This is a genomic window from Aeromicrobium erythreum (genome assembly GCF_001509405.1).
GTDB lineage: Bacteria > Actinomycetota > Actinomycetes > Propionibacteriales > Nocardioidaceae > Aeromicrobium > Aeromicrobium erythreum.
Map to the genome: position 1 here is coordinate 738,029 of NZ_CP011502.1, position 16,286 is coordinate 754,314.

General features: G+C 70.3%; 8 protein-coding genes. 6 read left to right on the forward strand and 2 right to left on the reverse strand.

From position 1 onward, the window contains the following. The first annotated feature begins 121 nt into the window (after positions 1–121). Both rpoB and Aeryth_RS03645 read left to right on the forward strand, forming a co-directional pair. A complete protein-coding gene (gene rpoB, locus Aeryth_RS03640; protein ID WP_067854770.1) occupies positions 122–3,607 on the forward strand; it encodes a DNA-directed RNA polymerase subunit beta in 3,486 nt (1,161 codons plus the stop codon). Between the two features lie 88 nt (positions 3,608–3,695). After that, the gene (locus tag Aeryth_RS03645) at positions 3,696–7,541 is read left to right on the forward strand and encodes a DNA-directed RNA polymerase subunit beta' (protein ID WP_067854771.1); all 3,846 of its coding nucleotides are present in this window, start codon (positions 3,696–3,698) and stop codon (positions 7,539–7,541) included. Positions 7,542–8,048: 507 nt separating this feature from the next. On the opposite strand, the gene Aeryth_RS03650 is transcribed toward Aeryth_RS03645, so the two are convergent. After that, positions 8,049–9,131: an acyltransferase family protein gene (locus Aeryth_RS03650; protein ID WP_067854774.1), complete on the reverse strand. Its 1,083-nt coding sequence runs from the start codon at positions 9,129–9,131 to the stop codon at positions 8,049–8,051. A gap of 39 nt (positions 9,132–9,170) precedes the next feature. On the opposite strand from Aeryth_RS03650, the gene Aeryth_RS03655 reads away from it, so the two are divergent. Further along, positions 9,171–9,665 (forward strand): NUDIX hydrolase, encoded by a 495-nt coding sequence (locus Aeryth_RS03655; protein WP_067854777.1) that lies wholly within the window; start codon positions 9,171–9,173, stop codon positions 9,663–9,665. A 40-nt stretch (positions 9,666–9,705) separates the two neighbouring features. On the opposite strand, the gene Aeryth_RS03660 is transcribed toward Aeryth_RS03655, so the two are convergent. Next, on the reverse strand, positions 9,706–10,827 hold the full coding sequence (locus Aeryth_RS03660; RefSeq protein WP_067854780.1) for a hypothetical protein: 1,122 nt from the start codon (positions 10,825–10,827) through the stop codon (positions 9,706–9,708). Between the two features lie 164 nt (positions 10,828–10,991). On the opposite strand from Aeryth_RS03660, the gene Aeryth_RS03665 reads away from it, so the two are divergent. The 3 genes from Aeryth_RS03665 to Aeryth_RS03675 are packed head-to-tail and all read left to right on the forward strand — an operon-like array spanning position 10,992 to position 15,953. Next, the gene (locus tag Aeryth_RS03665) at positions 10,992–11,732 is read left to right on the forward strand and encodes a GntR family transcriptional regulator (protein ID WP_067854783.1); all 741 of its coding nucleotides are present in this window, start codon (positions 10,992–10,994) and stop codon (positions 11,730–11,732) included. 10 nt (positions 11,733–11,742) lie between these two features. After that, positions 11,743–13,050 carry a hydroxyacid-oxoacid transhydrogenase gene (locus Aeryth_RS03670; RefSeq protein WP_067854785.1) on the forward strand — a complete coding sequence of 436 codons (1,308 nt, stop codon included), beginning with the start codon at positions 11,743–11,745 and terminating at the stop codon, positions 13,048–13,050. Beyond that, positions 13,047–15,953: an FAD-binding and (Fe-S)-binding domain-containing protein gene (locus Aeryth_RS03675; protein WP_067854787.1), complete on the forward strand. Its 2,907-nt coding sequence runs from the start codon at positions 13,047–13,049 to the stop codon at positions 15,951–15,953. Before Aeryth_RS03670 ends, Aeryth_RS03675 begins: the two co-directional genes overlap by 4 nt. The last annotated feature ends 333 nt before the right edge of the window (positions 15,954–16,286 follow it).

Here is a 16,286-nt window from a genome sequence, read left to right on the forward strand (position 1 = left end):
GAAGGGCTAGACTGAATCTTCGCGCCCGCCTCGTCGCCCTCGTTGCCCCTTGACTGGGGGCGTCAGTCATGCGCACAAGTCCATCACGTGACACCCTTGCGAGCCTCTGGAAGGACCCCTCTTGGCCGCCTCGCGCACCGTCGCCGCACCTGCCCAGAACAACAGTGCCACCAACGCACCCCGCCGCATCTCCTTCGCCAAGATCTCCGAACCGCTCGAGGTTCCCGAGCTCCTGGCCCTGCAGACCGACAGCTTCGACTGGCTGATCGGCAGCGAGAAGTGGAAGGCCGAGGTCGAGGACGCCCTCGCTGCCGGCCGCACCGACGTCTCCACCAAGTCCGGTCTGGAGGAGATCTTCGAGGAGATCTCCCCGATCGAGGACTTCTCCGAGACGATGAGCCTGTCGTTCCGCGACCACCGCTTCGAGCCCCCGAAGTACTCGGTCGAGGACTGCAAGGACCGCGACGTCACCTACGCCGCGCCCCTGTTCGTCACCGCCGAGTTCATGAACAACGAGACCGGCGAGATCAAGAGCCAGACGGTCTTCATGGGCGAGTTCCCGCTCATGACCCCCAAGGGCACCTTCGTCATCAACGGCACCGAGCGCGTCGTCGTCAGCCAGCTGGTCCGCAGCCCCGGCGTCTACTTCGAGCGCACGCCCGACAAGACGTCGGACAAGGACATCTACACGGCCAAGGTCATCCCCTCGCGCGGCGCGTGGCTGGAGTTCGAGGTCGACAAGCGTGACCTCGTCGGCGTCCGTCTGGACCGCAAGCGCAAGCAGAGCGTCACCGTCCTGCTCAAGGCGCTCGGCTTCACCGAGGCGCAGATCCTCGAGGAGTTCGGCCAGTACGAGTCGATCCGCCTGACCCTGGAGAAGGACAACGTCCAGACCCAGGACGAGGCGCTGCTCGACATCTACCGCAAGCTGCGTCCGGGCGAGCCGCCGTCGCGCGAGGCCGCCCAGAACCTGCTCGACAACTACTACTTCAACACGAAGCGGTACGACCTGGCCAAGGTCGGTCGTCACAAGGTCAACAAGAAGCTCGGCGCCGACGAGGCGTTCGACCAGCAGACGCTGACCATCGACGACGTCGTCGCCACCATCAAGTACGTCGTGGCGCTGCACGCCGGCGAGACCGAGCTGGAGATGCCCGCGGGCACCACCCTCGTCGAGGCCGACGACATCGACCACTTCGGCAACCGTCGCATCCGCACGGTCGGCGAGCTGATCCAGAACCAGCTGCGCACCGGCCTGGCGCGCATGGAGCGGGTCGTGCGCGAGCGCATGACCACGCAGGACGTCGAGGCCATCACGCCGCAGACGCTCATCAACATCCGTCCGGTCGTGGCGGCGCTGAAGGAGTTCTTCGGCACCAGCCAGCTGTCGCAGTTCATGGACCAGAACAACCCGCTCGCGGGTCTGACCCACAAGCGCCGTCTGAACGCGCTCGGCCCGGGTGGTCTGTCGCGTGAGCGCGCGGGCTACGAGGTCCGCGACGTGCACCCGTCGCACTACGGCCGCATGTGCCCGATCGAGACGCCTGAAGGTCCGAACATCGGTCTGATCGGCTCGCTGGCCTCCTACGGTCGCATCAACGCGTTCGGCTTCATCGAGTCGCCGTACCGCAAGGTCGTCGACGGCCGGGTCACCGAGCAGATCGACTACCTCACGGCCACCGACGAGGACCGGTTCATCGTCGCCCAGGCGAACTCCCCGCTCACCGAGGACGGCACGTTCGTCGACGACGCGGTGCTCGTGCGCCAGCGTGGTGGTGAGGCCGAGCTCCGCCCGGCCGCCGAGGTCGACTACATGGACGTCTCGCCACGCCAGATGGTCTCGGTCGCGACCGCGCTCATCCCGTTCCTCGAGCACGACGACGCCAACCGCGCCCTCATGGGTGCCAACATGCAGCGCCAGGCGGTCCCGCTGGTGCGCAACGACGCCCCGCTCGTCGGCACCGGCATGGAGTTCCGTGCCGCCGTCGACGCCGGCGACGTCACGGTCGCCAAGAAGGCGGGTGTCGTCAAGGAGGTCTCGGCCGACCTGGTCGAGATCATGGAGGACGAGGGCACGTACACGACGTACCGCCTCGCCAAGTTCCGCCGCTCCAACCACGGCACCTGCACGAACCAGCGTCCCCTCGTCGCCGAGGGCCAGCGCGTCGAGGTCGGCACCCCGCTGGCCGACGGTCCGTGCACCGACGAGGGCGAGATGGCGCTGGGCACCAACCTGCTCGTCGCCTTCATGCCCTGGCAGGGCCACAACTACGAGGACGCGATCATCCTCAGCCAGCGCGTCGTGCAGGAGGACCTGCTCACCTCGATCCACATCGAGGAGCACGAGGTCGACGCGCGCGACACCAAGCTGGGCCCGGAGGAGATCACCCGCGACATCCCGAACGTCAGCGAGGAGATGTTGGCCGACCTCGACGAGCGCGGCATCATCCGCATCGGCGCCGAGGTGGGCAACGGCGACATCCTCGTCGGCAAGGTGACGCCCAAGGGCGAGACCGAGCTGACGCCGGAGGAGCGCCTGCTGCGCGCCATCTTCGGTGAGAAGGCGCGCGAGGTCCGCGACACGTCGCTCAAGGTCCCGCACGGCGAGTCCGGCACCGTCATCGGCGTCCGCGTGTTCGACGCGGCCGACGGCGACGAGCTCAGCCCCGGCGTGAACCAGCTGGTCCGCGTCTACGTGGCCCAGAAGCGCAAGATCTCCGACGGTGACAAGCTCGCTGGCCGTCACGGCAACAAGGGCGTCATCTCCAAGATCCTGCCGATCGAGGACATGCCGTTCCTCGAGGACGGCACCGCCGTCGACATCGTGCTCAACCCGCTGGGTGTGCCCGGCCGCATGAACGTCGGCCAGGTGCTCGAGACCCACCTCGGGTGGGTGGCCAAGGCAGGCTGGGACATCGGCGACCTGAAGGACGAGTGGGCCGACCGCCTGCGCGCCATCGGCGCCGACCGTGCCCCGGCGAACTCCAACGTCGCGACGCCCGTCTTCGACGGTGCCCGCGAGGACGAGATCCAGGGCCTGCTGGCCTCGACGCTGCCCAACCGCGACGGCGACCGCATGGTCGGCCCCGACGGCAAGGCGGTCCTGTTCGACGGTCGTACCGGCGAGCAGTTCCCCGACCCGATCAGCGTCGGCTACATGTACCTGCTGAAGCTGCACCACCTGGTCGACGACAAGATCCACGCCCGCTCGACCGGTCCGTACTCGATGATCACCCAGCAGCCGCTCGGCGGTAAGGCCCAGTTCGGTGGCCAGCGCTTCGGTGAGATGGAGGTCTGGGCCCTCGAGGCCTACGGTGCCGCGTACGCGCTGCAGGAGCTGCTGACGATCAAGTCCGACGACATCGTCGGCCGCGTCAAGGTCTACGAGGCGATCGTCAAGGGCGAGAACGTGCCCGAGCCGGGCATCCCCGAGTCCTTCAAGGTCCTCGTCAAGGAGATGCAGTCGCTGTGCCTGAACGTCGAGGTGCTGTCCAGCGACGGCTCCGCCGTCGAGATGCGCGACGCGGAGGAGGACCTCTTCCGCGCCGCCGAGGAGCTCGGCATCGACCTGTCGCGTCGCGAGCCCTCCAGCGTCGAAGAAGTGTGAGCCGGCGGGGCGCCGTCGCCACGACGGCGCCCCCACCCTCACTCCCCGCTCACCACTGAATTTCGAAAAGTAAGGGAAAGAAGACACCGTGCTCGACGTGAACTTCTTCGATCAGATCCGGATCGGTCTCGCGACCGCCGACGACATCCGCGGATGGTCCTACGGCGAGGTCAAGAAGCCGGAGACGATCAACTACCGCACGCTCAAGCCCGAGCGTGACGGCCTCTTCTGCGAGAAGATCTTCGGTCCCACCCGGGACTGGGAGTGCTACTGCGGCAAGTACAAGCGCGTGCGCTTCAAGGGCATCATCTGCGAGCGCTGCGGCGTCGAGGTGACCCGCTCCAAGGTGCGTCGCGAGCGCATGGGCCACATCGAGCTCGCTGCGCCGGTCACCCACATCTGGTACTTCAAGGGTGTCCCCAGCCGCCTCGGCTACCTGCTCGACCTCGCCCCGAAGGACCTCGAGAAGGTCATCTACTTCGCGGCGTACATGATCACGCACGTCGACGAGGAGGCGCGTCACCGCGACCTGTCCTCGCTGGAGTCCAAGATCGACCTCGAGGTCAAGCAGCTCGAGGCCCGTCGTGACGACGAGGTCAACCAGCGCCTGCAGAAGCTCGAGGAGGACCTCAAGGCCCTCGAGGACGAGGGTGCGAAGGCCGACGCCAAGCGCAAGGTCAAGGACGCCGCCGAGCGTGAGGCCAAGCAGCGTCGCGACCGCATCCAGCGCGAGATCGACCGCCTCACCGAGGTCTGGGACCGCTTCAAGAACCTCAAGGTCCAGGACCTCGAGGGCGACGAGATGCTCTACCGCGAGATGACGTACCGCTTCGGTGCGTACTTCGAGGGCTACATGGGCGCCGCTGCCATCCAGAAGCGTCTGCAGTCCTTCGACCTCGACGCCGAGGCGGAGTCGTTGCGCGAGATCATCGCCACCGGCAAGGGCCAGAAGAAGACCCGCGCCCTCAAGCGACTCAAGGTCGTCTCGGCGTTCCTCGGCAGCAGCAACCACCCCGAGGGCATGGTCCTCGACGCCGTGCCGGTGATCCCGCCGGAGCTGCGTCCCATGGTCCAGCTCGACGGTGGCCGCTTCGCCACGTCGGACCTCAACGACCTGTACCGCCGCGTCATCAACCGCAACAACCGCCTCAAGCGACTGCTCGACCTCGGCGCGCCCGAGATCATCGTCAACAACGAGAAGCGGATGCTGCAGGAGGCCGTCGACTCGCTGTTCGACAACGGCCGTCGCGGTCGCCCCGTCACGGGCCCGGGCAACCGTCCGCTCAAGTCCATCTCGGACATGCTCAAGGGCAAGCAGGGTCGTTTCCGTCAGAACCTGCTCGGCAAGCGCGTCGACTACTCGGGCCGTTCGGTCATCGTCGTCGGCCCGCAGCTGAAGCTGCACCAGTGCGGTCTGCCCAAGCAGATGGCGATCGAGCTGTTCAAGCCCTTCGTCATGAAGCGTCTGGTCGACCTCAACCACGCCCAGAACATCAAGTCCGCCAAGCGGATGGTGGAGCGCGGCGTGCGCGCCGAGGTCTGGGACGTGCTCGAGGAGGTCATCACCGAGCACCCGGTGCTGCTGAACCGTGCACCCACCCTGCACCGTCTGGGCATCCAGGCGTTCGAGCCGCAGCTCATCGAGGGCAAGGCCATCCAGATCCACCCGCTCGTCTGCTCGGCCTTCAACGCCGACTTCGACGGTGACCAGATGGCCGTGCACCTGCCGCTGAGCGCCGAGGCGCAGGCCGAGGCCCGCATCCTCATGCTGAGCACGAACAACATCCTGAAGCCGTCCGACGGCCGTCCGGTCACCATGCCGACGCAGGACATGATCATCGGCCTGTACTTCCTCACGCTCGAGCGCGAGGGACACCCGGGCGAGGGTCGTGCGTTCAGCTCGGTCGCCGAGGCCGTCATGGCCTTCGACCGCAAGGAGATCACCCTCCAGAGCAAGGTGCGGATCCGCATCCCCGGCGTCGACGGTGTCGTGGCGTCGCGGGAGACCACCCTCGGTCGCGCGATCTTCAACCAGGCCCTGCCGGACGACTACGCGTACGTCAACTACCAGGTCGGCAAGAAGGAGCTCGGGGTCATCGTCAACGACCTCGCCGAGCGCTACTCCAAGATCGACGTGGGCGTCGCGCTCGACAACCTCAAGGAGACCGGTTTCCACTGGGCCACGCGCTCGGGCGTCACCATCTCCATCGAGGACGTCGTCACGCCGGAGACCAAGCAGGAGATCCTCACCAAGTACGAGGGTCAGGCGGCGAAGGTCCAGCAGCAGTTCGACCGCGGTCTCATCACCGAGGACGAGCGTCGTCAGGAGCTCATCGAGATCTGGACCCAGGCCACGGCCGAGGTGTCCGGTGAGATGGAGAAGAAGTTCACCGCGAACGCCGACAACCCGATCTGGATGATGGTCCACTCGGGTGCGCGAGGCAACATGATGCAGGTCCGTCAGATCGCGGCCATGCGTGGTCTCGTGGCGAACCCGAAGGGCGAGATCATCCCCCGCCCGATCAAGGCGAACTTCCGTGAGGGCCTCAGCGTCGTCGAGTACTTCATCGCGACGCACGGTGCCCGCAAGGGTCTGGCCGACACCGCCCTGCGCACCGCCGACTCCGGCTACCTGACGCGTCGACTCGTCGACGTCAGCCAGGACGTCATCATCCGCGAGGAGGACTGCGGCACCGAGCGTGGTCTGCCGAAGGTCATCGCGACCCGCCTGGACGACGGCACGTTCGTGCCGGCGGAGAACGTCGAGACCTCGGCGTACTCGCGCAGCGCGGCCACCGACATCACCCACCCGGAGACGGGCGAGGTGCTGGTGGAGGCCGGCGGCGACCTCGGCGACGTCGAGATCGGCCAGCTCGTGACCGCCGGCGTGGAGACCATCCGCGTCCGCACGGTCCTGACCTGCGAGGCGGCAGCCGGTACGTGCGCCAAGTGCTACGGCCGCTCGCTGGCCACCGGCAAGCTCGTCGACATCGGCGAGGCGGTCGGCACCATCGCCGCCCAGTCGATCGGTGAGCCCGGGACCCAGCTGACGATGCGTACCTTCCACACCGGTGGTGTGGCCGGTGACGACATCACGCACGGTCTGCCGCGCGTGGTCGAGCTCTTCGAGGCTCGTCAGCCCAAGGGTCGTGCGCCGATCACCGAGTCCGCCGGTCGCGTCGCGATCGACGACACGGACAAGACGCGCAAGCTCGTCGTCACCCCCGACGACGGCTCGGAGGTGCAGGAGTACCCCGTCAGCAAGCGTTCGCGCCTGCTCGTCGAGGACGGCTCGCACGTCGAGGTCGGCCAGCAGCTCACCCACGGCACGCCGGACCCGCAGGAGGTCCTGCGCATCCTCGGTGTCCGTCGGGCGCAGGAGCACCTCGTGGACGAGGTCCAGGAGGTCTACCGCAGCCAAGGCGTGGCGATCCACGACAAGCACATCGAGATCATCGTGCGGCAGATGCTGCGTCGGGTCACGGTCATCGAGCAGGGTGACTCCCACCTGATCCCCGGTGACCTCGCGGACCGGGCGACGTTCGAGTCGGAGAACCGACGCGTCGTCGCCGAGGGCGGCACCCCCGCCTCGGGCCGTCCGGTGCTCATGGGCATCACGAAGGCCTCGCTGGCCGTCGAGTCGTGGCTGTCGGCCGCCTCCTTCCAGGAGACGACCCGCGTCCTCACGGACGCCGCCATCCACGGCAAGTCGGACTCGCTGCGCGGTCTGAAGGAGAACATCATCATCGGCAAGCTCATCCCGGCGGGCACCGGTCTCGACCGGTACCGCAACATCCGGGTCGAGCCCACCGAGGAGGCCCGCCAGGCCGCCTACGCCGTCACGGGCTACGAGTCCTACGACTACGGCTTCGGCTCGCCCGACGGCCCCGCCGTCCAGCTGGAGGACTACGACTTCACGTCGTACGAGCCCTGACGGACTGAACGCACGACGGCCCCGGACCTGTTGGTCCGGGGCCGTCGTCGTGTATGGGTGCGGTCGTCGTGACGTCGCTGGTGCGCTGCCGTAGGGGATCTGGGGTTGCTGGTGCGCTGCCGCGGCTGGCGCTGGGGGTGGTCTCCGCAAGGGCCTCGACCGGGCGGCCGGGTGGCGCCGTGGCTCGGGTTCTCGGGCTGTGGCCTTCGGTGGACACAAGAACCTGCGTTCGTGCGCTGGGACGTCAAGGATGCTGCGATTGCTACGGGATCCCGTCGTGAACGCAGAAGCGTTCGGCCTCGCACGCGCGAAGGAAGAAGCGTGGGTGTGCTTGGGGGTGGGGTGGGCAGCGCTTCTCCCTTCGCGTGGCACGGTCCGCGAGAAGGAAGCATCGTTGCCACGCTCAGCCCCGTCGGCGGTGGAACATCAACCGCACGAGCGCTCCTGCGGTTGGAGATCCACCGATGGAGCGCGCGAACGCAGCATTGTGCGTCCCGGCAGAAGGCCTCAGGCGGTGGGGGCGGGGGCCTTCGACGACTCCGGCTTGGTCTCGGGGTCGGGGCGGAACAGCCAGCGGAGGCGGGGCTCGAAGACCGGGCGGAAGACGGTGGCGACCAGCTGCGTCATGAGCAGGTTCGCGACCACCGTGGCGACGACCATGGTCAGCACCACCGCGGGTGCGCCGTACTTCTCGAGGGAGTCGAACACGCCGAACTGGTAGCGCAGCAGCAGGATCACGTAGCCGTGCAGCAGGTAGCAGTAGAACGTGCGCCCGCCGAGACGCGTCGTCCACGACCGACGGCGGGGGACGAGCGAGAGCGCGGCGAAGGTGAGCACCAGGCCGATGACGAGCAGCTCCGCGCGCTGCGTGATGCCCTCCAGGGGCGAGGCGCCGAGCGGGTCCTCGTCGTAGCGCTGCTTCCACAGCAGCCAGTCGAGCGTCCAGTTCGCCGAGTAGAGGTAGCAGATGACGAAGCTGCCGGCGAGCAGCAGCGCCGAGCCGACCCGGATGCGGGGGTCCGCGAGCCGCTCGAAGCGCTCACGGCTCATGTGCAGACCGATCACGTAGAACGGCAGGAAGCCGAGGATCTTCGGCAGCGCCAGCACGTTCGGCACCTCGATGAGCCCGACCAGCAACGAGATCGCGATCGACGTCGTGATCGGGTAGCGCAGCGCACGCCAGATCGGGGTGGTCAGCCGCCACACGAACAGCGCCGCCATGAACCAGCCCAGCCACTGCGGCGACAGGAACTTGTACGGCTCCGGCTCACCCGTGTAGTGGCGGGTGATCATCTGCATCGAGATCTCGATGATCAGGTACGGGACCACCAGGGTGCTGACGATGCGGCGCACCTGCCGCGCGTCGCCCATGTAGCGCCGAGCCGTGTAGCCGGAGATCAGGATGAAGAACGGCATGTGGAACGCGTAGATCCACACGTACACGCCGCGCGCGGAGTCCATCGCCACGAACTGCGTGAGGGAGTGCCCGATCACGACGAGCAGCATCACCCAGTACCGTGCGTTGTCGAGATAGGCCACGCGCTCCTTCGGGGCGGCGGTCGTCACGGGCAACGGGTCGAGGGCACTCATCGTCCACCGACTCTAGTGGAGCGCACCGAAGGGAGCCCGATGAACGAGCACCGCGAGACGCGCCGCACGCAGCGGCTCGGCGCGTACGGCGTCGTCGTCGCCGACGACGAGACCGGCACGCCCCGGCTGCTGCTCACCCGCATCTCCCCGACCGGCTACCCGGCGGGCTGGTGGGCGTTGCCGGGCGGCGGTGTCGACCACGGCGAGTCCCCGCACGACGCCGTCGTCCGCGAGGTGTACGAGGAGACCGGGCTGACGGTACTGGAGAAGCGCCTCGTCGACGTCCACCACGTGCACACCGTGGCGCCGGGCCGCGACGACCGCTTCGAGGACTATCACGGCGTCCACCTGCTCTACGCCGTCCGCGTCGCGGGCGTGGAGCCCGGAGCGCCGCTGCCCACCCCGCACGTCGTCGAGGTCGACGGCACCACCGACGTGGCCACCTGGCTGCCGCTCGACCAGGTCGACGACGGCGTCCGGCAGCTCCTGCCGGCCGCGCAGCACGCGCTCGCGCACCTCACCGACTACCGCTGAGCCCGTCCTGCGGGAGAGCCGCCCGGTGCGACGCGCAGGGTCAGGAGCGTGGTGGCGTGTAGAACAGCATCGCGTAGCTGCCCCGCGCCGAGAGCACGAAGGTCGCGCGGGCCACGCCGCCGTCCTTGCCGCGGGCGGTGTAGGTCGTGCTGATCTCGTTGAGGTCCTCGACGACGTCCTTCGTCGGCGTGCCGATGCTCGAGGCGAAGTCCTCCGCGATCGCGTCGGCCTCGCGGACGCGGTCGGCGACGACCGCCGCGAACCGGGGCCGCTCGCCGCTGAGCAGCAGGGTGCCGGTGGCCGGCACGCGCCACTTCCCGTCGAGCAGGGGCGAGTCGCGCGGCGCGGACACGTCCATGCTCGGCCAGATCAGCCCCGACGTGTCCTTGCCCTCGACGTCGCGCGGCACCTGCGCCGTCGACGCCCGCGGCTCGAGCTGGCCGCTGCGTGGGTCGCCCACGTACTGCGCCCGCACCGTCATGACCGGTCGCTTCTGCGCCGCCGGGTAGCCCGTGCGGGTCGTGACGTCGCCGGGGTCGGCGGTGATCGTGATGCGGATGTCGCGCTGGTCGGCGGTCTTGCCCTCGGCGTCGACGGTGCAGCCCGTGATCCGACGGTCCTGCGACTGGCAGTACGTCGAGAGGTCGTCCTCGTCGAGCTTGGCGTCGGGGATGACGGCATTCACCTGGGCGATCAGACGGCGCAGCACCTGCGTGGGTGAGCCGTCGACGCGCAGCAGCGAGATCGTGACGTCGGGGCGAGGGGCGTCGTCGATGAGCGAGAAGGTGTCGTCGCTGGGGCGGGTGGCGGGCGTGGTGGTCTCGGTCGGGGTCGGCTCGACGCCCTCGGGCAGCTCGCCGTCCTCCTCGCCCGACTGCTGCGCCGCCTTCGCAGCGTCGAGCTCGGGCTGGAAGGCCTCGATCAGCGCAGCGCTGCGGTAGCGCACCAGCGGCCCCAGCTGCGTGGCGCCCGACGGGACCTCGAGCCCGTAGATGATGGGGCTCTGCGGCCCCGACTCGTGCTCGGTCACGTCGGCGTCCGACGCCCCCGCCGCCGAGGAGGAGGCGCCGGCGCTGGGCCGCGGATCGGCCTGGGTGCGCGTCTCGCAGGCACCCAGCGCGAGCACGCCGACGAGCAGGAGCGGGGTCGCGATCCGTCTCATGGGTCTCCTCGGGGAGGTCGTGCGGTCCCCGGGCCGGGGTGGTCGGTCGACCGGGCCGAGCGGACCGATCGGCCCCATCCTGCCGCAGCCAGACAAGGTCGTGCGGCACCGGGCGCGGTAGGTTGCGAGCACCGGACGGTCCGACGGGGCGAGGAGGCGCGGCGATGGCAGGACGGACGACGGCTGCCGAGCGCGTCTTCGCCCGACTGCGCGAGGACATCCTCACCGGTCGTCTCGAACCGGGTTCCCAGCACTCGATCTACCGGCTGGCCGAGGAGCTCGGCACGTCGCGCACGCCCGTCCGCGAGGCGGTGCTGCGCCTCGCCGACGCCGGTCTGGTGGCCGTCGAGCGCAACCGCGGGGTGCGCGTCCGGGGCGTGACCGTGCAGGACGTGCTCGAGGTCTTCGAGCTGCGCCTGCTGCTCGAGGTGCCCGCCGCCGCGTACGCCGCGCTGCACGCCGACGCAGCAGAGCGCGACGAGCTGCGCGCCCTGCTGCGGGCCATGGCGGCCGACGCGGCCGCCGACGACGAGCGAGCCTTCGAGGAGCACGACCGGGCGCTCCACGCGGTGCTGCACGCGGCGAGCGGCAACGGTCGGCTGGGCGAGGAGGTGCTCGCTTTGCGCGCGTCGATCCAGGCGCGTGGCGCGGTGACCCTGCACCGCTCCCGCGGGGCCCACGAGATCCTCGAGGAGCACGAGCCGATCGTGCAGGCCGTCCTCGACCAGGACGCCGGCCGGGCCGCTGCGCTCATGCGCGAGCACCTCCAGCACACCGCGGAGCTGCTGGCGCGCCAGCTCGACCCCGCCGTCGACGTCGACGTCTGGCGCTCCCGAGCGCAGGCGCTCACTGCCAGTAGCATGCTACTGTCGTCGTCGTCCTCGACACGTCTGGAACCGAGCTGACAGGAGCGGCATGTCCGGCTTCGCCCCCCACCACCCCGAGACCGTCTTCACCTACGGCGCCCCGCGCCTGAAGCTCGGCGTCGGCGCCCGGCACGAGCTCGGGCACGACCTCGCCGAGCTCGGCGCCCGCCGCGTCCTGCTCGTCACCGACGCCGGCGTCGCCGCGACCGGTCGACCGGCCGAGATCGCCGACCGCCTGGCCGCCGACGGCCTCGACGTCGTCGTCTTCGACGGCGCCCGGGTCGAGCCGACCGACGGCAGTCTCGAGGACGCGGTCGCCTTCGCCCGCGACGCCGGCCCCGTCGACGCCGTCCTGGCGGTCGGCGGCGGCAGCAGCATCGACACCGCCAAGGCCGTCGCGCTCCTGCTCACCAACGACGGCGAGCTGATGGACTACGTCAACGCGCCGGTCGGCAAGGGGCGTGCCCCGAGCCAGCCGCTCCTGCCACTCGTGGCCGTGCCCACGACCACGGGGACCGGCAGCGAGAGCACCACCATCTGCGTGCTCGACGTCGTCGACCAGCACGTGAAGACCGGCATCTCGCACCCGCGGCTGCGCCCGGTCCTGGCCGTCGTCGACCCCGAGCTGACGCTCACCCAGCCTGCGTCGGTGACGGCCGCGTCGGGCCTGGACATCCTGTGCCACGCGCTCGAGAGCTACACGGCACGCCCCTACACGTCGTACGAGGCGAAGCAGGCCGGTGAGCGCGTGCCCTACTGCGGGTCGAACCCGATCTCCGACGTCTGGTCCGAGCGCGCGCTGGCGCTCATGGCAGGGTCCTTCCGCCGCGCGGTCAGCCACGGCGACGACCTCGACGCGCGCACCGAGGTGGCCACGGCCGCCACCTTCGCCGGACTGGGCTTCGGCAACGCGGGCGTGCATATCCCGCACGCCAACGCCTATCCGATCGCCGGCCAGGTGCGGGAGTTCCGGCCCGAGGGGTACCCGGGCGACGACGGCGCCTCCGGGCACGCGGGGCTCGTGCCGCACGGCATGGCCGTCTCGCTCACCGCGCCCGCCGCCTTCCGGTTCACCTTCGAGGCCGCGCCCGAGCGTCACGTGCGCGCCGCGCGTCTGCTCGACCCCGACGCGAGCATGCCCGCGGACCCCGCCGACCTGCTCCCGCAGGTGCTCACCGCGATCATGCGCGACGTCGGCATCCCCGCCGGGCTCTCCGCCGTCGGCTTCGGCAGCAACGACCTCGACCCGCTCGTCGACGGAGCCATGAAGCAGCAGCGACTCCTGGCCACCGCCCCCCGCGACGTCACCGAGGACGACGTCGCCGGCATCCTCGACGCCTCGCTCGAGCTCTGGTGAGCGTCGACACCGTCGGCCCCGACGTGGCCGCATCCCCGGCCGACGTCGTCGCCGAGCTCCGCCGCCGCGAGGTCGTCGACGTCGACGACTCCAGCACCACCCGCGCGCTCTACAGCACCGACGCGTCGCTGTACCGCGTCGTGCCGCAGGTCGTGGTCCGGCCACGGTCGGTCGAGGAGGTGCTCGCCGTGCTCGACGCGTCGCGCGCCACCGGGGTGCCCGTCACCTCACGCGGCGCAGGTACCTCCATCGCCGGCAACGCGGTCGGCACCGGGATCGTCGTCGACTTCGCGAAGCACCTGAACCGGGTCCACGAGGTCGACGTCGAGCGGCGGGTGGCGCGGGTCGACCCGGGCATCGTGCACGCCGCGCTGCAGAAGGTCGCCGCGCCGCAGGGACTGCGCTTCGGCCCCGACCCGTCGACGCACACGCGCTGCACGGTCGGCGGCATGATCGGCAACAACGCCTGCGGGAACCGCGCCCTCGGGTACGGCCGCAGCTCCGACAACGTCGCGGCCCTCGACGTCGTCACCGGCACGGGCGAGCGGCTGACGATCGGACGCGACGTCGCCACGACGTCGCCGACGCTCGACCGGCTGCGCGACGTCGTCGCGGCCGACCTGGGGACCGTCCGCACCGAGCTCGGCCGCTTCGGCCGCCAGGTGTCGGGCTACAGCCTCGAGCACCTGCTCCCCGAGCGCGGCTTCGACGTCGCGTCGTTCATGGCCGGCACCGAGGGGACGCTGGGCGTCCTGCTCGGCGCCACCGTCGACCTCGTGCAGACCCCGCGGCACGTGCACCTCGTGGTCCTCGGCTACGGCTCGATGGCCGAGGCCGGCGACGACGTGCCCACGATGCTCCCGCACGGCCCGATCGCCTGCGAGGGCCTCGGCGAGCGGATCATCGAGGTGTACCGCGCCGCCAAGGGGGCTGCCGGCGTGCCCGACTACCCGCGCGGCGGCGGCTACCTCTACGTCGAGCTCGCCGGCGACGACCCCGCCGAGCTCGCGGCCCAGGCCGAGCGCGTCGTCGCGGACTCCGCCTCGCTGTCGCACCGGCACGTGACGTCGGTGGCCGAGCAGGCCGCGTTCTGGCGGATCCGCGAGGAGGGTGCGGGCCTGGCGTCGCGCATCTGGGACCGACCGGCCCTGTCGGGCTGGGAGGACGCGGCCGTGCCGCCCGAGCGGGTCGGGCAGTACCTGCGCGACTTCGACGCCCTCCTCCAGCAGCACGGCCTGAACGGCGAGCCGTACGGCCACCTCGGCGACGGCTGCGTGCACGTGCGCATCGACTTCCCGCTGTCCGAGCCCGGGGGACACGCCGGCTACCGCGCGTTCATCGAGGACGCCGCCCGGCTCACCGCCACCCACGGCGGCTCGTTCTCGGGCGAGCACGGCGACGGTCGCGCCCGGTCGGAGCTGCTGCCGCTCATGTACTCCGAGCAGGCCATCGCGCTGTTCCGGGGCGTCAAGCACGTCCTCGACCCCGACGACCTGCTCAACCCCGGCGTGCTCGTCGCCCCCGCTGCTCTGCCGTCCGCCGCGCAGGGGCGGGCACCCGTGCCGGGTGTCCGTGCGCTGGACGCCGATCTGCGGACGCAGGGTCGAGGGTGGGCGCCCGGCCTGCAGGGATCGCGCCGCGGCCTGCGGCTGCTGCACGACGACGGCGACCTCGGCGCGGCCGTGCACCGGTGCACGGGCGTCGGCAAGTGCCTCGCCGACAACAAGGCGTCGCACGGCGTCATGTGTCCCTCCTTCCAGGCCACCCGCGACGAGAAGGACTCCACCCGCGGACGCGCGCGCGTGCTGCAGGAGATGGTCGACGGGCGGCTGGTGACCGGCGGCTACCGCGCGCCGGAGGTGCACGAGGCGCTCGACCTCTGCCTGTCGTGCAAGGGCTGCCTCAACGACTGCCCGACGGGCATCGACATGGCGACCTACAAGTCCGAGGTGCTGCACCAGACCTACAAGGGTCGGATGCGGCCGCGCAGCCACTACGTCCTCGGGAAGCTGCCGTTCTGGGCACGGCTGACGTCGCCCGTCGCGGCCCTTGCGAACCTGGCCCTGCGGGTGCCGGGGCTTGCCCACGTCGCACGCTGGGTGGCTGGCGTCGACCAGCGTCGCAGCCTGCCGTCGTTCGCGACGCGTCGGTTCAGCCGGGCCGCTCGGCCGGCCCTCGAGGCGTCCGCGACGCGCACCGACCGGCCCCGGGTCGCGATCTGGGCGGACTCGTTCACGGAGTACTTCTCGACGTCGGGCGGTCACGCCGCGGTGCGGCTGCTCGAGTCGGCCGGCTACCGGGTCGAGGTCGTCCAGAAGCAGGCATGCTGCGGACTCACGTGGATCACGACCGGCCAGCTCGACACCGCCCGCTCGCTCGTCGAGCGCACGGTCGGGGTGCTGCACGAGTACGTCGCGGACGGGGTGCCGGTCGTGGGCCTCGAGCCGTCGTGCCTCGCGGTGCTGCGCTCCGACGCCGTGGAGCTCACCGACGATCCGCGTGCAGCCGAGGTCGCGCAGGGGGTCTTCACGCTCGCGGAGCTGCTCGCCCGTACCGAGGGCTGGCAGGCCCCCGACCTCAGCGGCACCGAGGTGGTCGTGCAGCCGCACTGCCACCAGTCGTCGGTGCTCGGCTTCGCCGCCGACCTCGACGTCCTCGGCCGCACCGGCGCGACCGTCACCCGACTCTCCGGCTGCTGCGGACTCGCCGGCAACTTCGGCGTCGAGCGCGGCCACTACGAAGTGTCCGTCGCCGTCGCCGAGCAGCAGCTCATGCCAGCCGTCCGCGCCATGGGCGAGGGTGCCGTCGTCCTCGCCGACGGCTTCTCCTGCCGCACCCAGCTCGACGACCTCGCCGACGTCCCGGCCCTTCACCTCGCGGAGCTGCTCGCGCCGGGGGAGTAGGGGTACTGGCTCGTCGTGCGGTTGCGGTCTTGACGACTTGCCGGTGCGCTGTCGCAGGGGTCTCGTCGTGCTGCTGCGCTGCCGCGGGGAGTCTCGTCGTGCTGCTGCGCCGCCTCGACTCGCGCTCGGTCTGGTCTCCGAAAAGGCCTCGACCGGGCGGCTGGCGTCAGCGGTGGGTCGAGCACTCGGGCTGTGGCTTCGGCACGGGTGAACACAAGAATCTGCGTTCGGGTGCGGGAGTGCCAAGGCTTCTGCGTTTGCTACGGGATCCCCTCGCGAACGCAGAAGCCCTGCCAGGCCTGACCACGTCGGCGGTGGATTCTCCACCTGTAC

Excerpts from the sequence above, each read along its gene's own strand:
- Aeryth_RS03655 (WP_067854777.1), top strand. The coding sequence starts at position 9,171 with ATGAACGAGCACCGCGAGACGCGCCGCACGCAGCGGCTCGGCGCGTAC.
- Aeryth_RS03660 (WP_067854780.1), bottom strand. The coding sequence starts at position 10,827 with ATGAGACGGATCGCGACCCCGCTCCTGCTCGTCGGCGTGCTCGCGCTG.
- Aeryth_RS03665 (WP_067854783.1), top strand. The coding sequence starts at position 10,992 with ATGGCAGGACGGACGACGGCTGCCGAGCGCGTCTTCGCCCGACTGCGC.
- Aeryth_RS03650 (WP_067854774.1), bottom strand. The coding sequence starts at position 9,131 with ATGAGTGCCCTCGACCCGTTGCCCGTGACGACCGCCGCCCCGAAGGAG.
- Aeryth_RS03670 (WP_067854785.1), top strand. The coding sequence starts at position 11,743 with ATGTCCGGCTTCGCCCCCCACCACCCCGAGACCGTCTTCACCTACGGC.